We start from the raw sequence: 21551 nt of genomic DNA, 5'->3' as shown, positions 1-21551 counted from the left end.
CAGGGAGGTTCGTCGTGGCACCTCAGTACGACGCCGTTGTCGTAGGGGCCGGATTCGGCGGGATGGGCGCGGGCATCGAGCTGGACAGGCTCGGCCTGAGCAATTTCGTGATCCTCGAGCGAGAGGACGATCTGGGTGGCACCTGGCACGTGAACCGGTATCCGGGCCTGGCGGTGGATATCGCCTCGGTCACCTACTCGTACTCGTTCGAGCCGAATCCGTACTGGTCACGGCTGTTCGCGCCGGGTGCGGAGCTGAAGCGCTACGCCGAGCACATCGCCGACAAGTACGACCTGCGCCGCCGGATGCGGTTCGGCCGGGTGGTCGGCGGCGCCCGCTGGGACGAGGAGCAGCAGCACTGGGTGGTCTCGGTGGACGACGGCGACACCCTGACCGCGCGCTATCTGCTGACGGCCACGGGCTTCCTGTCCCAGCCGTACACGCCGCCGTTCCCGGGCATCGACACGTTCGAGGGCAAGATCCTGCACACCACCGCCTGGGAGGACGACGTCGACCTCACCGGCCGCAAGGCCGCGATCATCGGCACCGGCGCCACCGCCGTGCAGCTGGTGCCGGAGGCGGCGAAGAAGGTGTCGGCGCTGACGGTCTTCCAGCGCACGCCGATCTGGGTGGTGCCCAAGGTCGATACCGCGATCCCGAAACCGGTGCAGCAGCTGTTCGCGAAGGCGCCGGTGACCCAGAAGGCGGCCCGGCTGGTGAATACGAGCATGCTGGAGCTGCTGATGGTGTCCGGCGTGCTGCACTACAAGCAGGCCAAGCTCGGCAACAAGGCGGCGGCGCTGCTGGCCAAGTCGCATCTGCGAGCACAGGTGCGCGACAAGGAGATCCGCCGCAAGCTGACCCCCGACTACGACTTCGGCTGCAAGCGCCCGACCTTCTCGAACACCTACTTCAAGACCTTCAACGAACCGCACGTGCGGCTGGAGACGCACTCGATCGATCACCTCGAGCCGGACGGCATCGTGACCGCCGACGGGCACAAGACCGAGATCGACACGCTGATCCTGGCCACCGGATTCAACCTGTGGGACGTGAACTTCCCGGCCATCGAGGTCATCGGCCGGGACGGGGTGAACCTCGGAAAGTTCTGGCGCGACAACAGGTTCCAGGCATACGAGGGCATCACGGTGCCCAAGTTCCCGAACTTCTTGAGCCTGAACAGCCCGTACTCCTACAGCGGCCTGTCCTACTTCACCACCATCGAGGCGCAGATGAAGCATATGGGCCGGCTGTTCGGCGAGATGCGGCGCCGGGGCGAGCAGGTGTTCGAGGTGACCGAGCAGGCCAATGCGCGCTTCCTCGACTACGTCACGCGCAAGCTGGGGTCGTCGGTGTTCTACAGCGGCAGCTGCTCCACCGCCCGCAGCTACTACTTCAACCAGCACGGCGAGGCGGCGCTGCTGCGGCCCAACAGCACTCCGGCCACGCACCGGGAGGCGGTCGGGTTCCCGCTGGAGGACTACTCCTACGGCACCGCCGCCTGACCTGCCAGGCACGGCCTGACCCGCCAGGCACGACGGGCTCCGTGGTCGGCCGCCTCGTTCGGCGACCGGCCACGGAGCCGGCTCAACGCTGGTCCATGTTGTCCATCTTGTCGGCGGCGTCGTTCATGCTGACGCCGAACTGGTCGAGCGAGTTCGCCATGTTGTCCGCGCCGTCGACCAGATTCTTGCTGGACTTGTCGTAGCCCTGCTCACCCTGGGTGAATTTGTCTCCGTAGCTGTCCTTTCCCCACGGATAACCCTTCTCGTCCAGCGTGGTCTTCAGATTGTCGACGGTGCCTCGCACCCGTCCGGCGACGTCGTCCACCTTTCCCGCGGCATTCCGCAATTTCGTGGTGTCGACCTCGACGGGCTGTTCCCCGGCCATCGCCTCTCCTGTCCTCGTGTCAACGGTTACCGGGTATCCGGTGCCGGTCCTGTGTTCAGTACCGGTCCTGGGGATATCCGGACTCCCAGTGTGTCTCCATCCGCAGCATCAGGTTGTCGATATCGTCCTGAATTCGGTCGGCGAGCTGCTGCGGCCCGACGGCCTCCGCCACCGGAGCGTCGTCGAGCGCCATCACGTAGCGGCCGTCCCCGATCACATCGCGGAACAGCTTCTTGGTCTCGTGGATACCGCGCGGTCCGTACTTCGACCGCCCCTGGACGGCCACGATCGTGCCGGTGAGACTCGCCTTGGTCTCGAAGAACTTCCGGGAGCCGGCGACGGCCCGGTCCTCGAGGTGGTCATCGTCCATGATGAAGCTGCCGCCGCCGTGGCCGATGTACTCCTGCGGATCGGTGACGACCGGAACACTCGAAATATGGCCCGCCCCGACCTTGGGCAGTGACCGGACCACCTCGGCGCCGAGGCTCCGCGGATCGCATTCGGTCACGGTATATCCGTCGGTGTGCCAGAACGTCTTTCCGGGTTTCTGGTTGAACTTGTAGGCCCAGACGCCCTTGCGGGCGAAGTGCATGTAGATCTTCTTCTTACCGTTCTCCATATCCAGCTCGTCCCAGCCGTGCACCCGGATGTACATCTCGGGCGCGCACATGGCCTCGATCATCGAGTCCCAGGCCGGATCCCACTTCGCCCGCAGCTCATCCCACGTCTTTCCCTTCAGGCGTGCGGATTCGTCGAGCGTCATGGGCTCGTCGAGCGTGTAGAACAGCGGTGCCGGCAGCTCGCCGTCCCGATACCGTTCGCAGAGCACCTGGAACTCGATGCCGGTGAAATCCCACGACATTGTCACGGCTCGATCACCGGCCGCACCCGATCGGGCTCATCGAGGGCCTCGTCGAGATTACTCGTACTGTCCAGATACTTCGCTCGCTTATGTTCCTTCGTGCCGCCGCCGGCGGCACCGCCGCCCGCTCCGCCGCCCATGGGTGCGCCGCCGCCCATGGGGGAGCTGTTGCCCGAGCCGCCGCCCTGGATGGCGCCGCCCAGTTCCTGCGGAACGTTGCTGGTGGGAACGCTCGCTCGCGGGAACAGCTTCGACAGGTTGCGTCCGGCGTCGCTGAGCGCGCCGCCGAGCGCCGCTCCGGCACCGGCCGCTCCCGCTCCGGCGCCGCTCATCATGTTGCCGAGCGCGTCTCCGGCTCCGGCGATGCCGGCGCCCAGGCCGGTCAGCGCGTCGCCGAGCGCACCGTCTATCGCGCCACCCACTCCGGACAGGTCCGCGCCCAACTGTTCGAGGACCGGTCCGAGTACCGAGTTCATCGCGGAAGCGCCACCGCCGAGCAGCTCACCGAGGTTCGACAGAGCCGACCCGAGCCCCGAACCACTCGACCCGGCGAGCAACTCGTTGAGCAGGGATTCCATCCCCGATCCCGAGCCGCTGCCGAGCAGTTCCTGCAGCAGGGATCCGAGGCCCGATTCCGACCCGCTGCCGTTGAGCAGCTGGTCCAGCAGGGATCCCGAGCCGCTCTCGCCGAGCAACTGGTCGAGCAGCGAGCCCGAACCTGAGCCGCTGTCGCCGAGCAACTGGTCGAGCAGGGATCCCGATCCCGAGCCGCTGTCGCCGAGCAGCTGGTCGAGCAGGGAGCCGCCCGAGCCCGAGCCGGACCCGTGACCGCCGCCCCCGCCGGTCTGCGTCGAGCCGCCTCCGCCGAGTCCGGTACCGCCGAGGTACTGGTCGATCAGCGACGAGGCCTCCGACATGCCGTCCGAATAGCCTTCCGCGTAACCCTCTTCGTAGCCGGAACCGGAGTCGGACCCGCCGCCGTTTCCGAGGTCGGAGTTACCCGTATCCGCCGTGCCGCCGTACCCTTGGCCGCCGCCGCTGCCGGTGTCGCCCGGGAGGCCGCCGCCCTGGCCGCCGCCTTGGCCGCCGCCTTCGCCGCCGCCGGTCTCGCCGTTGTAGCCGCCGCCGGTACCGGTGCCCGTGCCGCCGCCTTGGCCGCCACCGGTGCCGCCCCCCGTGCCGCCGCCGTAGCCGCCGCCGGTACCGGTGCCCGTGCCGCCGCCGTAGCCCCCGCCGGTTCCGGTTCCGGTGCCGTAGCCACCGCCGTAGCCGCCTCCGCTCATCGTGGCCGCGGCCGAATATCCTGCCGAATAGCCTGCCGAATAACCGTCCCCGTAGGACCCCGTGCCGGTGCCGGTGCCCGTTCCGGTGCCTGTTCCCGTTCCGGTGCCCGTCCCTGTGCCGGTGCCCGTTCCGGTGCCCGTCCCTGTGCCGGTGCCCGTTCCCGTTCCGGTTCCTGTGCCCGTGCCGGTCCCGCCACCGCCGCCCTCGCCGGCGTTGATGTTCCCGGTACCCGTACCGAGGACGGTGATCATGGGGAACGCGGCGACCGATGCCTTGATGCCGGCCGTGTACCAGTCGTTGTACCGGTCCAGATACTTCTTACGCCACTTCTCCAGCGTGCAGGGCACATAGGCCACGGCGGGGTTACCACGGCCGTGGCGGTAGTCGTCGTACGTGTACTCGGGCATTCCGTTGAACGTCATCTTCAGCCAGGTCGACGTGTAGGTCAGATTCCCGGCCAGTGAGTTGATGCTGTCGCCGAACGCCTTCGAACCCTCTTCGAAACGGTTCACCGCTTTGATCGCGGCGTCCTTACCGGTGCCGCTCCACATGTCGTCGTCGATCTTCGACAGGTGGCTGGTGAGTGCCGCGATATCGGCGGACATCTGGTTCGCCAGCCACTGGTATCGGGTACCGGCGATATTGGTGGCCCAGTCGCTGTTGGGTGCGTCGGCGATCGAACGTCCGAAATGATAGAACCCGTCGAAACCCCAGGCACTGGCGTCGCTGATCGATACCGACACCGTCGTGTCCTTGTTGCCGGGCGCCTTCGGCGCCTCCGGCATATCGTCCGGATCGTGCACTCCGAAATTCGACGCGCCGGGTGGGTTCCGGCTGCCCGGATCGTTCTTCACGCCCGCGTCGCGGACCTTGCTCAGATCCTCGGCCGACTTGTCGTCGGCCTCTCGGTAGGCCTTCAGCGCGTCGAGGAAGGCATCCTGCATCTCTTTCAGGATTTTCGTCATCGTCTCGATTCCCTCGACGATGTCCGTGCCTTTTTGGTTGTAGATATTGGTGAGCTCGCCGCCGCCGAGTTCGTTGGTCAGCGGCGGGAGACCGTTGAGTTTGTTATCGGTGATGTACTTCTTGTAATACTCCAACTGCTTGATCAGCTCGTGGACGGCGCTCGCGGCGTCCGTGAAGGTTTGATCGACGACGGTGACATCCTGATCCCGATTCAGGCTGAGACCGCCGTTGTTCACCTGATCACTGAGGCTCGTCCAGTCCGTCAGGTCCTGGGACGAGGTGTCGTTGGGGCCACCGGTAGGGGTACCACCCGGATCAGCCATGTGTTCCGCTCCTGTTCGGGTCTCTGCATTCGATAGGGCCTGTCACCGCGATCAGCCTCCGGGGGGATCGCCGCGGTCGGCGCGGGTCGTCGGTGTCGTGGAATCCGGGTTTTCCCGGGACTCGGCCTGGACGCCGCCGGAATCCCCCAGGGTGAACGCGATGTCCACATCGAGTCCGGGGTTGTTCTGTGGCTCGGGACCGGCCTGTGCTCCGGGGCCGTCCTGCGCTTCCTCCTCATCGGGGGAGGGCACGAGAACCACCTTGGGCGGCTTGCGGGGCTTGCGGTCGTTCGACTTGCGGTCCTTGCGGTCCTTGCGCGCCGGTTTCTCGGGGTCGTCGCCCTGCTGACGGCCGCCGGGCGCGCCGGGCGAACCGGGGGCGCCGCTCGAGCCGGGTGCTCCGCCCGACCCCGGAGAGCCCGGACTGCCCGACGAGGCCGGCTGCTGCGCATCCTGTCGGCCGTCCTGCCCGTCCGCCTGCGCACCCGGCGCGCCCTGCCGCGCCTCGCCGTCCTGGCCGGGACTGCCGGAGTCGTTCGCGGGGTCGGAGCCGTCCGTCGGCGCCGAGCCGTCCGTATCGTTCGGTGCCGCACCGGATTTCGATCCGTCGGGTGCGTATTCGCCCCCGGACCGGGCGTCCGCGCCCGGTCCGGATTCCGACGACGAATTCGGTGCGCCGGACGTCCGCCCCGAATCGTCTTGCGCGGACGAACCCGAGCCGTCCTGTGCGGACGAGCCGGTCCCATCCTCCGCCGACGAACCGGGTCCGGCGGCATCGGACGAACCGGGGTCGTTCCTTGCCGCCGGGTCCTGCGCCGGGTCCGGTGTGGTCGTTCCCTCGTCACCGGGCGATCCTTGGTCACCGGACGATCCTTGCCGCAGCGCGTCCAGCAGCCCGTCGGACGACAGCGATTCCAGGGCGTTGGACCCGCTCAGCGCGTTCATCAGTGCCGACAGGGGAGACAGGCCCGAGAGGCCGGAGAGGTCACCGAGACCCGACAGGCCGTTGAGACCCGACAAGCCGTTGAGGGCGGACAACATATCCGAAAGCCCGCCCGCCCCACCGAGGCTCGACAACAGGTCGGACAACCCCGAGAGTCCGTCGGATCCGCCGAGTTTCGATAGCAGGTCGTCGAGTCCGGAGAGTCCGTCGGACCCGCCGAGTTTCGATAGGAGGTCGTCGAGTCCGGAAGGTCCGTCCGACCCGCCGAGTTTCGACAGCAGGTCGTCGAGTCCGGAGAGTCCGTCGGACCCGCCGAGTTTCGATAGCAGGTCGTCGAGTCCGGAAGGTCCGTCCGACCCGCCGAGTTTCGACAGCAGGTCGTCGAGTCCGGAGAGTCCGTCGGACCCGCCGAGATTCGACAACAGGTCGTCCAATCCGAGGCCCGACAGGTCCGGCGGATTCGACAGTCCGGAAAAGTCCGACAGCCCAGGGAGATTCGCCAGATTCGACAGCCCCGACAACTGCTGGGCGATTCGCTCGGCCGCCTCGTTACCGGCTTGATTCGCCAGCGCCGACCAGTCCGGGACCGGTCCGCCCGAGTTGCCCGGCTGGTCCGGACCCGACTCGTCTCCCGGAGGTGTCGGCGAATAGTTACCCCAGTCGGACGACCACGGGGGCGGCCACTGGTAGTAGTTGCCCGGTGGCGGTGGCCAGCCGGGCGGTGGAACCCAGCCAGGTGGGGGTACCCAGCCGGGCGGCGGTACCCAGCCGGGCGGTGGTACCCAGCCGGGCGGCGGGAACAGTCCCGCCGGAATCCACTGCTCGGCCGCCGGTGCGATCGGTGCTTGAAAGGCCATGGGGGGCGGCGGATCCGGATAGGGCACGAGACGCCCCCGAGGCGAAATGGGGGTCAGGTCGCTGCCACGCACGTGCGGGCTGTCCCGGTCGACCGGCGGGCGCCGGGTGCCGTCGGGATCGGTGACATGCACCTTCCCCTCGTCGTCGACCTTCCATGTGATGCCGTCCGGCCGACTGCCCGAGGAGGTGCCGTCGGGATCGGTCACGCGCACCGCTCCATCCGACCGGATATCCCGGATCGTACCGTCCGGATTGGTAACACCGATCATGCCATCGGGCCGCGTCTCCCGTGAAATCCCCTGGATATCGGTGAATTTCACGCCGTTCGGGCCGACCTCGGACACCGAATCGCCATGGAAGACCTTGAAGCCGCCGGAGGTGTTCTCCACCGTGGCGCCGTTGGACAGTTCGACCGTGCCGTGACGGGATCCGATGGGCGCCTGCGTCTTCCCGCCGTCCTCGTGGCCCGGGCCCGTGATCCGGACGTTGCCCTTCGAATCCTTCTCATAGGTGGTGCCGTCGGGATCGACGACCTTCATCGTGCCCTTGTTGTCCAGCGCCAGGCTGGTGCCGTCGGGGCGATCGAGCACGACCTCGGGGGGACGCCTGGGTCCGGTGAGCCGGTCCCGGAACCCGAACCCGTCCGGCGTCTTCGGCACGGTGGTCGTCGATCCGTCCGGAAACGTGGTCTCCCGGCCGCCCAGCGGATTGCCCGCGTCGCCGATCACGTGCCGGGTACCGTCGGGCTCCGTGACGGTGACCGAGGCGTCGGGCCGCAGCGTCTGTTCCGTGCCGTCGATCCAGGAGACCACGACGGGCTTGTCCGGGCCCTCCCGCACCACGGTGCCGTTGTCCGTGGACAGCGTGGTGTCCCCGTCCGGCTGCGTGAATCGCGTTGTGCCGTCGGGTTGCACGGTGGTGACGTGGCCGTCCGGGGACTCCGTCCGCACCGAGCCGTCGGGTGCGATGGTGTGCGCGGTCCAGTCCGCCCGGCCCACATCGATCGAACGATCGGGGTTGACCGTGATCATGTTGTTCGGGTCGTCGGGCCGGGAGAGATGGATCTTCTTGTCGGTGTCGACCACCAGATGCGTGCCGTCGGGCGCGGTGATGTGCACGTCGCCGTCGCTCTTGGTCCAGGTGGCCGGGTTGTCGTTCCAGTTCGCCTTGGGGCCCGAGCGCCGGCCGCCGCTGCCGAAACCGCTCTTGTCGCCGTTCTCGGACACGAATTCGGCCGAGCCGTCCGGCTTCACGGCGATGGTCGAGCCGTCCGGCCCGGTGATCCGCACCGGCCCCTTGGCATCCACCTCGACCTTGACCGGCCTGCCCTCGGGGTCGAAGAACTCGACCGTGTGGTCGTCGGGCGTGATCCGCATGCGCTGCGGATCGTCGACGCCGCGACCGACCTGCACCGTGCCGCCGTCGGGGTCGATCAGGTGCATCGTGCCGTCCGGAGTACTCGCCAGGGTCTGTCCCTCGGAGTTGCGGTTCCACGATCCGCGATCGGTCGGGACCCGGTAGGCGGTGCCGTCCGGGTGGGTGACGACGGTGGGGCGGTCGGGTCCGGAGTGGATCGAGGTGCCGCTCGGGTCGTACTTGGTGGTCACGCCGGAGGGCGACCGGAATTCCGCTGTGCCGTCGGACTTCACGGTGGTGGTGGAGCCGTCCGGACCGCGCGTCGTCACCGATCCGTCGGACGAGACGGTATGCGACGTCCGGTCCGGGCGGCCGAAGCTCTGCTCCTCGAACTGGCCGGCCGGTTTGCCCGGCTTCCCGGCGGTCGTGCCGGCGGCCTCGTTGTCGGCGCCGACGAGTTCGACCGTCTTGTTCTCGGGAGAGATCTTGATGCCGTGCGGGTCCCCGGGCCTGCGCACGACGATATTTCCGTCGGCGTCGACGGTGTGGTGCGTGCCGTCCTGGGAGACGACCGTGAAATCGTCGTCGTCGCCGCGTGTCCAGCCCTGTTTGTCGGTCGGCACGGTGTGCACGGTGCCGTCCGGAGTGGTGACCATGGTCGGGCGGCCGGGCCCGGATTCGACCTTGGTGCCGTCCGGCTGGTAGGTCGTCTTCTCTCCGTTCGGCGCGTGCTGTTCGACCTCTCCGTTCGGCTTGACCGTGGTGGTCGATCCGTTCGCTCCGGGGAACCGCACCGATCCGTCCGGCCGGAAGCTGTGCGGTGCGGCCGCGCCGCCGTCGACGCCGCCCGGCATGCCGACGAACAGGAACCCGTCCTGGACTTGCACTTCCGTGCCGTCGCTCAGGCGAACCGTGAGGGTGCCGTCCGGATTGCGCGTCCACCGCGGTGACCGATCGCCGCCCTGCGAACCACCGCTGTCGGCGGGTGGTCCGCCGCGGAGGTTGCCGAGACCGGCGCCGTCGTGTTCGCCGCCGGGCGTGCGCGATCCGTAGGGCGGCAGCTGCGTCTCGTCGCGGCCTCCGCCGGTCGGGCCGGGGCGGCCGCCGGATCCGTCTCGCGAGACACGGTCGCCGTCCGCTCCCGGGCCGAGGGGCCGGCCGCCGGAGCCTTGCCGCGAGGAACGGTCCCCGTCCGCATCCGGTCCGACCGGGCGAGAGGCGGACCCGTCGTTGGACGCGGGGAGCTGGGACCTGTTCGAGGGCGGCGGTGCGGAGCGGTCGATGGGCGTCTGCCCGGTCGAGGAGGCCGACAGCGGGCCGCGGGAACCCGAACCACCGTCGCCGAGGCCCGGGCCGGCCGGCGCGCTGCCCGCGCGGCCGGGGATGTTCGTCGCCGACGTGCCGCCGGTGCCCTCCACGCTGCCGAGGCTGCTGATGCTGCTGACGGTTCGGAAACTGGCGACGCTGCCGCTGCGGCTGAGCGGACTGATGGGACTGACGGGTTCGTTTCTGCCCGGGAACGGAGACGACGTGCCCGGGGTGCCGCCCGGCGGTGGCGTGCTGGGCCGCGAAACGGCGCCGTCGCCGTACCCGCCGGACGGGTTCGAGGCGGGGGCATTCGAGGCGGGGGCCTGTGGCCCGCCTTGACCGGCGTACGCCCCGGCACCGCCGGACTGCTGACCACCGGCGCCTCCGGTGAGGGAGGATGCCTGGTTTCCCTCATCGCCGTAATTGCTCACGGTGTCGGGGGTCCGGCTACCGTCGCTGCCGGAATCGTCGAAGGTACTGGGTGTCCGGTTGCCGTCGCCGCCGGAATTGCCGGGTGTCTGGTTGCCGTCACCGAAATCGCCGGTGGTGGAGGAGGTTCGGTCGCCGCCGGACTCTCCGAAGGGTGAGGATTCCGGGCCGCCGCCGGAGTTTCCGAAGGGTGAGGATTCCGGGCCGCCGCCGGAGTTTCCGAAGGGTGAGGACTGCGGGCCGCCGCCGGAGTTTCCGAAGGGTGAGGACTCCGGGCCGCCGCCGAAATTCGATGCGGCGGGCGGGCTCTGGTTGTTGCCGCCGGAATTGCCCGCGGTCGGCACGGTATCTCTACCGCCGTTGACGGTGCCCGGGTCCGAGGGCTTCTGGCCGCCACCGAACCCATTGCCGCCGAAGGGCGAATTCTGTCCGAAGCCCGGCGAATTCCCCGGGACCGGTGTTTCGGGCCGGGACACCGGGCCCTGTCCGCCGCCGGAGTCGTTTCCGGTCGGGCCGGCGGCGGCGGGAATCGTTGGCCGCCCACCGAAGTCGCTACCACCGCCGGAGCCGGGACTGTTATAGCCCGGCGGTGGGTTGAACGCGTTCTGTTCTCCCTCGAAACTCGTGTTGTCCCACGACCGTGGGTTGCCGGCCGGGGTGTTGCTGTGGTCGGACCCGGATCCCGGGGTATCCACCGTCAGGGGCCCGATCTCGAAATTCTTGAAACCCGGGCCCTCGAAGTCGCTGCGGAAACCGCGGACACCACCGCCGATGGCGCCCTGTGCGGCGCCACCCACCCAGCCCGCCCCGCTGCCGAACGTCTCCGCCCAGTCACCGGTGACCATGCTGGAGCCCAGGCTGTAACCCACATTGCCGAAGACTCCGCCACCGGCGCCGACCACCATGCCGTTGCCCATTCGAACCCACGGATTCGACAGCTTGTCGCCGAGGAACTTGCCGGTCTGATTGCCGAGGAAGTTGCCGAATCCATGGGCGAAGGCGCCGCCCGCGGCGCCGCCCGCCACGGCGGCGCCGAATTGGGTACCGTCGAATTCCCGGCGCGTACCGCCGGCCATCTGGCCGAGCTGTACGCCCAGGTCGATACCGGCGGAGATCAGCATTCCCTCGAGAATCTTCGCCACCCAGCCGCTGGCCAGATCGGCGAATTTATCGCCGAAGACCTGCAGGACCTTGTGCACGATCTTGTCCTGCAGGAATCGCGCGACGAAGCGCACGACCGTCTGGGTGGTGGTGGTCGCTGCCGCCTCCACCGCCGGGGCGGTCGGCGGAAACATCCATGCCCAGGCAATCTCGATTGCCAACGCGATCAGCGAGATGATCACGGTCAGCTTGGCGGCCTCCACCTGCGTGCCCATATCGAAGGCGGCGTCGGAAATCGACTCCATATATTTGGCGAGCGATTCCATCGAATTTTCGCCGGTCAGGATTCCGTCGAACATCGAGCCTATGCTGTCGGAGCCCGCTCCGGAAGAGTATGCCTGGACCGCCATTTCCTTGGCGGTTTCGATATCCGGGATGACCGAGCGCAACTCCTCGGCGGCATCCTTCCAGGCAGCCGAGACCTCCCGTATGACCGTCTCGTCACCCTCCGGCCATTCGCCACCTGCGACCCAGGCCAGCCACTCCAGTTCGGGTGGCAAATAGAGTCCCATATCGGAGCGCCGTACCTACCGATCGGTGTCACTGACGATCGAGCGTGGCTGCCAGGCCGTCTCGACATCGCCGTAGACCATCTCCGGAATATCGTCCTGGTGTTTCCGCTCCGGGGCATCCGGTGGTGCGGTTGATACGGGCGGCGTCGTGGGCATCATATGGCCGAGGTCCGGCGCTTCCTCCAGCAACTCGGACAGGCGCGGCAATCTCGTTTTACGTGCTTTCAGCGGTTCCATGAGTTCTTGACCCATCTTTTGAACCTTCTCTGCCGCCCCCTGCACGGCCTCGGTCATGGCCGCCGCGATCTCCTCGTAGGTCAGGTCCTTGATGTCGTCGGCGAACTTGGTCTGGATGAGAATGCCGTCGGCATTGACAGTGACGGAAATACGCTTGTCGCATGCGGTCACGGTGGCGGTGAGCTGTGCTCGATTGCGCTGAATCTCGGCGATGCCCGACATTTGCTCGGACAATGCTTCCATCATCATGGCAGCGTCGGCCCGTAGTCGCTCATTGCTCATCCGCAGCCTCCACCAGGTCCACCACAACCACCACCGTGTCCGAGGGTAACTGGCGAGCGGCCCGACCGCACGTCAACTCCGGGAAAGCCGAGGCGAACATCGAGGTCGCAACCCCCAACGGGCGGTAACGTTACAGTTACGTATATCGATCGTCCTGCTACTTCGAGGTTAAAAGCGCTAGTCATCGATATCGTTCGGTTGTTCGAGTCCGGCCACGTCAGGGGGTCGTTTGCGGTAACGTCCACTGAGGATGTAGGGAGACAACCCCGCCGCGTCGCGGGCCCGGCCTCCCGGCATGCCCTGTGCGAGAGGAGGATTCGACATGGTCGACAGCGGGTCGAGGCCGGTGGCGACGACTCCGGAGGACGCGGTCGAAGCCCGGCGGCAGGCGATCGCGGCGCTCGAACAGCGGCGGAAACTGCTCACCGCGAGCGCGGCGGCATGCGACAACCGGATCACGGTCACGGTGAATGCCGACGGCGTGCTCATCGAAACGAAATTCTCCGGCGATGTCGTCGATTTATCCTATGCCGAAGTGGCCGAGGCATTGCCGCTCGCCGTTCGGGCCGCGGCGCGGGAGGTGACGAGAAAGAGCCGCGCCATGATGTGGCCATTGCTGGACCGCGATACGGAGACTCCGGTAACGGCGGGTGATGCGGGGGCGCCGGGCGCCGGGTCATCGGTTCCGCTGACACCGACATCACACGATCTTCCGGCAAGTCTGCGCGATTCGGGAAAACCGGGTCACGATGATTGATCGGGTTGCTGCGGCAGTTGGTTGTTCTCTTTTTCCGAGGAGTGGTGATGGCGGAACGGGTAGAGATCGATCCGTCGAAGTTGGGTCTGGCCGGAGAAAGCATGTTGTCGATCAAGGACAAGATGGCGGCGATCTTCGCGAAGCTGAACGACGAAGTGGGCTCGGCAGGGGAGGAAACCTGGGGGGACGACAAGTTCGGAAAAGGCTTCGCCGAGGGTGAGGAAGGCTATATCGAGTCCCGGAAGCAGCTGCTCGGCGGTGGTGGGGACATGGTGAAAACCATCGGGGAATTCGGGCAGGGAATGATCGACGGCGCTGCCGAGATCAGGAACACCGACAACGCGGGATTCTGACGGCATGGCACTCATGCTGCCCCCGGAGCTGCATTGGCTGGGGTATATCGGCGGGGCCGAGTGGCCGCACGGCAACGAAGACCTGTTGTTCGCCATGGGCGATGCGTGGCTGCGGGCCGCGGACGAGCTGGACAAGCTGGTCGACGAGATAGAGACCGTCAACGGCCAGGCGGCCGCGGCATATCCGGCGGGAGCCGGCCGCGAGTCGGTGGAAGCCGAGATGAACAAGCTGGTCGACGGCGACGCGTCGGTCCGTCATCTCGCCGAGTTGATGAGGCAGATCGGCAAATCCAGCCGCAATGCCGGAACGAATCTCGAACAGACCAAACTCACGGTCATCGTCTCCCTGTCGCTGCTTGCCGGAGAACTGGCATTGGCCTGGCTGTTCCCGCCGACCGCCCCGGCGGTGGAGGCCGCCGCGATAGGTACGACCCGCGCCTTTCTCTACGGCATGGGCCGGAAGGTGATGACGGCGATCGAATCCATTCCCTGGGCCAAGGCTCCTGCCGGAATGTTCGTGAAGGGCGTCACGATCCTGCCCGAAATTCCCGCCACGCTGGGTGGGTTCGCCGCGAAACCGATCGGTTACGGGGTACGTCAGGTCACCCCGAAATCGACATTCGCGGACCTGATGTCGGTGCAGGCGGCGTCCAAGTATCCGCGCGTCCACGAATTCTTCGACGTGATGCCCGACGAGTTCGCGGAATGGCTCGTCAAGAGTGGAATCAACCTCGGCGGCTGGGCCGCCGGGGAGGACGCCCTCGTCCAGGTCATTCAGATCGCCAAGGACCACCGCGACAGCTTCAACTGGCAGAACTTCTTTCTGTCGTTCGGCGCGGGTGCGGTCGGCAAATGGGCCAACCACCTGCCGACCGTCTATGCCCACAAATGGTCCACCGATCTGTTCAAGCACTACGGCGCCGACGTGACCCGGGGCTGGGCGGGCGCGATCACCGGTGCGACGGCGGCCATCACCACCAATATGATGAGCTCCATCGCGGGTGGCGGCCTGGCCGCGGTGGTGACCGGGACCAACTACGCCGAGAGCCTGGGGCCGGCCGCGATCGGCGCGGCCGCACAGGGCGCGATGATCGGCGGAGTGCGCGGTGGCATCGGCCAATTGGGCGCCGCCCCCGGCACGGGCGCGGACTTCACGGCCGCCCACCCCGAATTGCCTCTGCCCAGTGGGAATACGGGGACTACGGCGGGTGGGACGTCGGGGACCACGACGGGTGGGACCACGGGAACCACTCCGGTGGGAAGCCAGGCGAATTCGCAGTCGGGCACGCTGGGTGATGGTCAGACGGCTACGCCGGGTGTGAACCAGTCGAGCGCGGTGGGTGGGGGCCAGCCGAATACGCCGGGCCAGAGCGGACGTGTCCGTTTCGCCGACGAGGTAACAGTCCTCGGCGAGGACCGGTCGACCACTCCGGTCGGTAATCAGCCGACTGCGCAGGGTGGGTCGAGTGCGCTGGGTGTGAACCAGTCGAGCACGCCGGGTGTGAACCAGTCGAGCGCGGTGGGCGGGGGCCAGTCGAGCACGGCGGGCGGGGGGCAGACGAGCACGCTGGGTGGAGGTGAGACGAACACACGGAGCGAAAATCGATCGAACCTGTTCGGGGGAAGCCACGTGGCGGCGAATCACCTGCCGGGCCAGGGGGGTGGTGGGAGTACGGCGTCGATTCCGCCAGGAAATTCGCAGGCGCAGAACTCTCAGCAATCGGGGCAGAATTCCACTCCGATCCGGGCGGATTCCACGGGCGAGCCGCCCCCGAAGAGCTACGAGCAGCAACACAAGGATCTGCTCGAACAGCATAAGCAGGACTACAAGACGGCCCGTCGCCTCGACGGGAATGCTCTCGAACGCATGACGGGCAGCGTCGAGCGTGCGGGACGCACGGTGGCGTCGCCGTTCAGCGACCAGACCGATGCGTTACAGCAGTCCCACGACGATTCCTATCGCCACCGCGATGCGGTGGAGACCCGGCACCGCGCCGAGATGGATGCACTGAATGCCGACCACAAGGCGGAGGTTGCCGAGCGGCAGGCGCAGGAGGCGAAGGATCGCGCCGATGACGCCCGGGACCGGCGGGCAGCCGATGAGACGACGCGACAGCGGATCGCGGATCACGCACGCGTACAGGCGGAGGAAGCGCGCGCGGCGGCAGATGCGGCGCAGGCCCGGCTCGACGGGGTGCGCAACGACCCGAACGTCCAGCACCTGGTCGACAATGTCGCGAACGCCCCGCGTTCCACGCAAGCTCAGCCCGATCCGCCACCGGCACAACAGGATCGGGCCGGTGCCGATCGGAAGGTCGGGGAACAACAAGCCGAGCTGAATACGGCACTGGACCGTCTGGAGGAGGCCAATCGGGTCGTCGAGCAACGCCTGAACGGAAATGATCGGCCGAACGCCGGGTCGGGGTTTCGGCAATCGGCGGAGCGGTCGCTGTATGACATGCAGCAGATTCGGGACAATCTGACCCGGCTGGAGAGGGATCGCGTAGCCGCACAACAGGAAGTGACCGATGCGCGCCGGAATCAGAAGGATGTGGCCACCAACGTCGGCGAGTTGAACAACCAGGTGAAACAGGCGGGTGATGCCGCGACGAGAAGCGACCTGAAGGATCAGCTCCGCGATGCCCGGCGCAACGTCTTCGCCGAGGACAAGAAGGTCGCAACGGCCGAGGGGAACCTGCGTCATATCGACCGCGAGATAACGAAATACCAGGACCGGATAAAAGGCGTTCTGGAGCCTCAGAAAACGGCTGCCGCCGACGTGAGGAAGGCCCGGAAAGAATTACAGGATGCCGCCGAGAATGCTCGGAAGTTGCACCAGGACATCATCGACCGGCACGGCGACGAGGTGGATCGTGCCCGGGCGACGGTGAACGACTACGGCGGCCGAGTGCGTCAGGCACAGGAGACCGTCGACCGGCACGGCAATGATGTGGATGTTGCGCGGGGGACGCTGGAGGAGCACGGCAGCCGAGTCGACTGGGCGCGTGGCAATCCCGATGCGCCCGGGGCCCGGGAAACGCTGGAGGTGCTCGGCACCGATGTGCGTGATGCGCGCGCCACCATCGTCGAGCACGGTCCTGCGGTCGACAATGCGCAGGATGTGCTGAATCGGGTCGGCGATGCGCGCAATACCCTCAACCGACACGGTGCCGAGGTCGACGCAGCGCGGGCTGCGGTGGACCGGATGCGAGCCGCGTTGGATCAGCACTCCGATCAGGTCGACGCCCGCGGCATTCTCAACCGGCACGGTGACCAGGTGGACCTTGCGCGGGGGACGGTGGACGAGTACGGGCGTCAGGTGGATCAGGCGCAGCGGATCGTCGATCTGCACGGCAACGATGTGGATGTTGCGCGCGCGACGCTGGAGGAGTACGGCGCCCAGGTCGGCTGGGCGCGTGACAATCCCGATGCGCCCGGGGCTCGGGACATCTTGGATGTGCTCGGTAATGACGTACGCAATGCGCGCGCTACCGTCGACGAGTTCGGTGGCCCTGTCGACGGCGCGCGGGATGTGCTGAATGTGCTGGGTAACGATGTGCGTGACGCGCGAAACACCATCGACCGGCACGGCGCCGATGTCGACAGGGCGCGGGCGACGGTGGACCGGGTGCGGACCACATTGGACGATTACCGCGATCGGGCGGATCGTGTGCAGGGGACGATCGACGAGCACGGGGATCAGGTGGACCGGGCGCAGCGGATCGTCGATCTGCACGGCAACGATGTGGATGTTGCGCGCGCGACGCTGGAGGAATACGGCGCCCAGGTCGGCTGGGCGCGTGACAATCCCGATGCGCCCGGGGCTCGGGACATCTTGGATGTGCTCGGTAATGACGTACGCAATGCGCGCGCTACCGTCGATCAGTTCGGCGGCCCTGTCGACGGCGCCCGTAATGTGCTGGATTTGCTGGGTAACGATGTCCGTAATGCGCGCAACATCATCGACCAGCCCGGTGCCGCCGTCGAGAACGCGCGGATCGCCGATCGGATGAACTCTCTGCTACAGGATGCCGATCGGATGCTGGGTCCCCTGGGCGTATCCGATGCTCGCGCGCGGGCCGAGCTCGCGGCATTCGAGAAGAGCATTCGTTACGAGCGAACACTGGAGTCCGGCCCGTTCTTCAGTGGCCGGTCCCGGCCGAGAAAGATCGCGCTCGACACATCGATGCCGGATCCGTTCGCCGCGCCGGACGCGCCGGACAGCGATTTCTGGGTCGACCCCACGGAGACTCCGAACGACGAGGGTCCGGACGACGAGGGTCCGGACGACGAGGGTCCGGACGACGAGGGTCCGGACGACGAGGGTCCGGACGACGAGGATCCGGGTGACGAGGACCCCGGTGACGAGGACCCGAACGATCCACGGGGACCGGGCGAGCCACGGGAGCCGGGCGAGCCGCGGTGGCAGGGTGACCCACGATTTCCCGGGGATCCGCGGTGGCCGGGTGATCCCTGGTGGCCGGGCGACCCGTGGCTGCCGGGTGATCCGCCGTTGCCGGACGGCCAGGGATGAGCAGGTATGCGGCGTAACAGGATCGGCATTGATGGGCGACGACCGTGGTCGGCGGTGGCGGTAAGGAGGCGGGAACATGGCGAATGAGCGGTTGGCGAACGAGATGGCCACGATGCTGGCGGGGTTGCAGGAGCAGATCCGCGAGACGGTCGACGTGCATCGCCGGCGGGCGGAACTGACCGCGACGGCCTCGGCGCACGACGGGCGGGTGGTCGTCACCGTGGACGCCGACGGCATTCTCACCGACGTGACCTTCTCCGACAAGATCGACGACCTGTCCGACGACGAGATCGCGCTGGCGGTGACGACGGCGACCCAGCGGGCCGCGCAGGAGGCCGCCGACAGCATGCGGGAAATGGTGCAGCCCTTGCTGGATCGCCGGGCGCGCTGGCCCAAACTGTCCGATCTGCTGTCGGGCGCGATCGACCTCGAGGAGAACATACCGGGCGCCTCCCGGGCGCCGACCAGTGCACCGGACGCGCGCCGCGGCACGAATCCGGACGCCGATACCCCGGGCGCGGCCCGATCGATGCGGTCCGGCGAGGACGGTGACCGCTTCCCGGGGAACGGCCGGCAACCATGAGCAATGCCGAAACCGGAGTGGGCGACACACCCTCCTCCACATCGGATGCCCCGCCCGCCGCCGACGGGCACGAGCGTGGCGATTCGCACGACGAACAGTCCGGCGCGGCACCGGATATCGCATTCACCCTGGGCGGATCGTCCGAGAATGCCGCGCCGTCGGCATCGGCCGCCGTGTCGCCGACACCCGCCCCTGTCCCGTCCGCATCGGACGCCGCCATGTCCCCGGCATCGGATGCCGCGTCGCCGGTATCGGGCATCGTGTCGCCGACATCGCACGACCGTTCCACGCACGACCGTTCCACGCACGACGGGGCGGCCGTCGTCGCACCGGGTTCTCCGGCGACCACGAGCGCGCCGGGGCCCGATGATGCCCCGGCCGATCCCGAGGTCTACGTACAGAAACTCGCGCACGCCATCGTCGACACGGTGCTGCCGAACGCACCCGCCGACTGGCAGCGGCTGGACATGGTGTTCTCGGTGACCGTGCGGTCGGTGTCGAACGTGGCCTTCTGCACCGACGATCTGGACAACATCACACAGGTGGAGGTGCCCCGCGACGCCGTGGAGCTGGTGCAGCTGCTGCGTGCCATCACGGTCCCGCTACAGGACCGCGCCTGGTGGCGAGTCCTGTTGCACCACACCGGTTCCGACGTCGTGAACATCGAATACGACTACGGCGACTTCCGTTTCGACGCGGACGAACTGCAACCCCCGGAGGCCTATCGCGCCGATCTCGAGACCTACCCGCGCGACCGGGTGCCGGTCTGGCTCGCGGCGTATATGCACCACGGCGACCGGCAGTCCCGGACGGCGTGGCAAGCGGTGGTCCAGGCCCGGGTCGATCGGGAGAACGGGGTCGGCGGCGTTCCGCTCGGCCTGCCGGACCCGCAGGTGCTCTGGGCTCGCTGGACGACGGTCGCCGCGGCCGCCGTCGCCATCGGTTCCGAGAACGGGCCGCGGATCGTCGGGTCGGCCGGATTGTTCGAGGCGACCGACGGCAGCGGCTCGACGCTGTATTTGCTGCCCGGGAACCGCGCCGTGCTGTCGGGCGGGCGGTGGGACGCGCCGGAACTCGAGGCCGCCTACAATCAGGACGCGGAATTGCCGAATCACTATGCGGGAGCACCGGAATGGTTGGCCAACCCCATCCTGAACCAGCGGGCGGCCACCGGCATGCTCACATTCTGCTACTGGTGGGACGGCAGCGGCTGGTACCGCGGTGAGTCGCCCGACCCGCCCGGAATCGGCCCGGCGATCCCGGGGGTGTGGACGACCGGCACGGTGGTCGATGTCGTCTGCGCCGTCCTGGGTGAGCAGGCCTCCCGGCCGGTGGTGGCCGAACTCGCCGAGGCCGCCGAGACCCACGGTGTCACCGCCGATATCGTGTTGCGCGCCTTCGATATCGAGGGTTCGGAGACCGACCTGGCGGGTGCGATGTACCAGTTCGCGCTCGCCGGCCTGACCGCATGACCATGATCGAATAACCCACCGGCAACCCGCTGTTGTGCTCGCCGTCAACCCGATGAGGGAGAAATAACCCTATGGATCCGTCCCGTTGCGTCGTACTTGTTCCGGTCGGCAGCTATATCGAGCCCGACTGCGCCCGCGGATTGAGCGAACTGGAAAGGCGCGGCTACACGGTCCGCACCGTCCAGGGGTTCGCCGCGATCGATCAGGGCCGCAGCCAGATGGCCACGGACGCGCTGCTGGACGGCTTCGACGCGCTGATGTGGATCGACTCGGACATCGGCTTCGACGCGGATTCGGTGGACAAGCTGCGCGAGCACGACCTGCCGATCGTCTGCGGCATCTACCCGAAGAAGGGCGTCCGCGCGCTGGCCTGCCACGTGCTGCCGGGCACCGAGCGGATCATGTTCGGCAAGGAGGGCGGCCTGCTCGAACTCAAGTACGCCGCCACCGGGTTCCTGTACACGCAGCGCACCGTCTACGAGACGATGGCCGAGCACGAGAAGTTGCCGCTGTGCAACAAGCAATTCGGCCGCGTCACCGTGCCGTATTTCCTGCCGGAGATCAAGCAGGACGGCGAGAACCACTGGTACCTGGGCGAGGACTACGCCTTCTGCGAGCGCGCGCACCGCAGCGGCTTCCGCATCATGGCCGATTCCAGCATTCGTCTCATCCATGTCGGCCGCCGCGGTTACAGCTGGGAGGACGCGGGGACCGACTTCCCGCGCTACGGCACCTACAACTTCAAGCTGCAGGGCGGCGACGAACAGCCGGCCTAGGCGAATCCGCTGGTCACGGACATCTCGATGTCCGGGTGCCGGCACGTGCTATGCGGTGGCGCCCGCGCGCCGGGTGTGCGGGTGTGGCGGTATTCGGCGGGACTGGCAGACTGTGTGGGTAAACAACCATCCCAACCCACAGACTAGGGACCGACTAACACGATGGAACTGCTGTTTCCGCTGCTGCTGGTAGCCCTGCTCGTGCCGATGTTCCTCGGTGTCCGCCGCCAGAAGCGGGAGGCGGAGAAGGTCGCTTCCATGCAGGCGACAGTGAAGATCGGCGACCGCGTCACCACCACGTCGGGCTTGTACGGCACCGTCGTCGACACCGACGACACGACGGTCGACATCGAGATCGCCGAAGACGTCGTGACCACCTGGTTGCGCGCCGCGGTCCGCGACGTCCGCACCGACGACGCCGAGACCACCGAGACCGCCGAGCCGGCCGACGAGGCCGCGGCGTCCGAGTCGACGCAGGACAAGTCGGCCGAGGACAAGCCGACGGAGCACAAGTCGACGGAGCACGAGTCGACCGGGACCGCGCCGACGCAGGCCAAGGTCACCTCGGACGCCACCGCGGGCACCACGGCCGTGGAGGAATCGGTCGAGGACACCGCCGGCCGCCTGAGCAAGGACTGACCCCACGCGCGCCATCGCGCCGCCGC

Annotated in this window: 14 protein-coding genes; 8 read left to right on the top strand and 6 right to left on the bottom strand. The window is 67.6% G+C overall.

Going from position 1 to position 21551, the window contains the following annotated elements; all coding sequences use genetic code 11:
- The first annotated feature begins 14 nt into the window (after window positions 1–14).
- Window positions 15–1505 (top strand): NAD(P)/FAD-dependent oxidoreductase, encoded by a 1491-nt coding sequence (locus D892_RS0134245; RefSeq protein ID WP_024805574.1) that lies wholly within the window; start codon window positions 15–17, stop codon window positions 1503–1505.
- 82 nt (window positions 1506–1587) lie between these two features.
- On the opposite strand, the gene D892_RS0134240 is transcribed toward D892_RS0134245, so the two are convergent.
- From D892_RS0134240 to D892_RS47270, 6 genes are all read right to left on the bottom strand, one after another.
- A complete protein-coding gene (locus tag D892_RS0134240) occupies window positions 1588–1890 on the bottom strand; it encodes a WXG100 family type VII secretion target (RefSeq protein ID WP_024805573.1) in 303 nt (100 codons plus the stop codon).
- A 55-nt stretch (window positions 1891–1945) separates the two neighbouring features.
- Window positions 1946–2752, bottom strand: coding sequence for an ESX secretion-associated protein EspG (locus D892_RS0134235; RefSeq protein ID WP_024805572.1), 807 nt, complete (start codon window positions 2750–2752; stop codon window positions 1946–1948).
- Window positions 2753–2754: 2 nt separating this feature from the next.
- Entirely contained in the window at window positions 2755–5325 is a 2571-nt protein-coding gene (locus D892_RS49420) for a hypothetical protein (protein ID WP_024805571.1), read from the bottom strand.
- Window positions 5326–5376: 51 nt separating this feature from the next.
- Window positions 5377–11892, bottom strand: a complete 6516-nt coding sequence (locus D892_RS0134225) for a hypothetical protein (protein ID WP_024805570.1) — start codon at window positions 11890–11892, stop codon at window positions 5377–5379.
- 15 nt (window positions 11893–11907) lie between these two features.
- On the bottom strand, window positions 11908–12411 hold the full coding sequence (locus D892_RS0134220) for a YbaB/EbfC family nucleoid-associated protein (protein WP_024805569.1): 504 nt from the start codon (window positions 12409–12411) through the stop codon (window positions 11908–11910).
- Between the two features lie 177 nt (window positions 12412–12588).
- Complete coding sequence (locus tag D892_RS47270; protein ID WP_156959807.1) at window positions 12589–12900, bottom strand: hypothetical protein; 312 nt, start codon at window positions 12898–12900, stop codon at window positions 12589–12591.
- On the opposite strand from D892_RS47270, the gene D892_RS42825 reads away from it, so the two are divergent.
- The 7 genes from D892_RS42825 to yajC all read left to right on the top strand — a co-directional run bounded on the left by D892_RS42825 (window position 12803) and on the right by yajC (window position 21525).
- Window positions 12803–13168, top strand: coding sequence for a YbaB/EbfC family nucleoid-associated protein (locus D892_RS42825; protein WP_232236408.1), 366 nt, complete (start codon window positions 12803–12805; stop codon window positions 13166–13168). The two genes, D892_RS47270 and D892_RS42825, sit on opposite strands and share 98 nt — an antisense overlap.
- A 47-nt stretch (window positions 13169–13215) precedes the next feature.
- Window positions 13216–13521, top strand: a complete 306-nt coding sequence (locus tag D892_RS0134205) for a hypothetical protein (RefSeq protein ID WP_156959805.1) — start codon at window positions 13216–13218, stop codon at window positions 13519–13521.
- Window positions 13522–13525: 4 nt separating this feature from the next.
- On the top strand, window positions 13526–18055 hold the full coding sequence (locus D892_RS48940) for a hypothetical protein (protein WP_024805566.1): 4530 nt from the start codon (window positions 13526–13528) through the stop codon (window positions 18053–18055).
- A 76-nt stretch (window positions 18056–18131) separates the two neighbouring features.
- Entirely contained in the window at window positions 18132–18638 is a 507-nt protein-coding gene (locus D892_RS44180; protein WP_024805565.1) for a YbaB/EbfC family nucleoid-associated protein, read from the top strand.
- On the top strand, window positions 18635–20110 hold the full coding sequence (locus D892_RS42810) for a hypothetical protein (protein WP_024805564.1): 1476 nt from the start codon (window positions 18635–18637) through the stop codon (window positions 20108–20110). Before D892_RS44180 ends, D892_RS42810 begins: the two co-directional genes overlap by 4 nt.
- Window positions 20111–20181: 71 nt before the next feature.
- Window positions 20182–20886: a hypothetical protein gene (locus tag D892_RS0134185; RefSeq protein ID WP_024805563.1), complete on the top strand. Its 705-nt coding sequence runs from the start codon at window positions 20182–20184 to the stop codon at window positions 20884–20886.
- Between the two features lie 162 nt (window positions 20887–21048).
- Window positions 21049–21525: a preprotein translocase subunit YajC gene (gene yajC / locus D892_RS49860; RefSeq protein WP_024805562.1), complete on the top strand. Its 477-nt coding sequence runs from the start codon at window positions 21049–21051 to the stop codon at window positions 21523–21525.
- The last annotated feature ends 26 nt before the right edge of the window (window positions 21526–21551 follow it).

The organism is Nocardia sp. BMG51109 (genome assembly GCF_000526215.1).
GTDB lineage: Bacteria > Actinomycetota > Actinomycetes > Mycobacteriales > Mycobacteriaceae > Nocardia.
Note: the sequence above shows the minus strand (reverse complement) of the source record. Positions and strands in the feature narration are given on the sequence as shown.

Bases quoted from the DNA above. Each gene is read 5' to 3' on its own strand.
- D892_RS0134240 (WP_024805573.1), bottom strand. From the start codon at position 1,890: ATGGCCGGGGAACAGCCCGTCGAGGTCGACACCACGAAATTGCGGAAT.
- D892_RS0134235 (WP_024805572.1), bottom strand. From the start codon at position 2,752: ATGTCGTGGGATTTCACCGGCATCGAGTTCCAGGTGCTCTGCGAACGG.
- D892_RS49420 (WP_024805571.1), bottom strand. From the start codon at position 5,325: ATGGCTGATCCGGGTGGTACCCCTACCGGTGGCCCCAACGACACCTCG.
- D892_RS0134225 (WP_024805570.1), bottom strand. From the start codon at position 11,892: ATGGGACTCTATTTGCCACCCGAACTGGAGTGGCTGGCCTGGGTCGCA.
- D892_RS0134220 (WP_024805569.1), bottom strand. From the start codon at position 12,411: ATGAGCAATGAGCGACTACGGGCCGACGCTGCCATGATGATGGAAGCA.
- D892_RS47270 (WP_156959807.1), bottom strand. From the start codon at position 12,900: ATGAGCACGCCGTCGGCATTCACCGTGACCGTGATCCGGTTGTCGCAT.
- D892_RS0134205 (WP_156959805.1), top strand. From the start codon at position 13,216: ATGGCGGAACGGGTAGAGATCGATCCGTCGAAGTTGGGTCTGGCCGGA.
- D892_RS48940 (WP_024805566.1), top strand. From the start codon at position 13,526: ATGGCACTCATGCTGCCCCCGGAGCTGCATTGGCTGGGGTATATCGGC.
- D892_RS44180 (WP_024805565.1), top strand. From the start codon at position 18,132: ATGGCGAATGAGCGGTTGGCGAACGAGATGGCCACGATGCTGGCGGGG.
- D892_RS42810 (WP_024805564.1), top strand. From the start codon at position 18,635: ATGAGCAATGCCGAAACCGGAGTGGGCGACACACCCTCCTCCACATCG.
- D892_RS0134185 (WP_024805563.1), top strand. From the start codon at position 20,182: ATGGATCCGTCCCGTTGCGTCGTACTTGTTCCGGTCGGCAGCTATATC.
- yajC (WP_024805562.1), top strand. From the start codon at position 21,049: ATGGAACTGCTGTTTCCGCTGCTGCTGGTAGCCCTGCTCGTGCCGATG.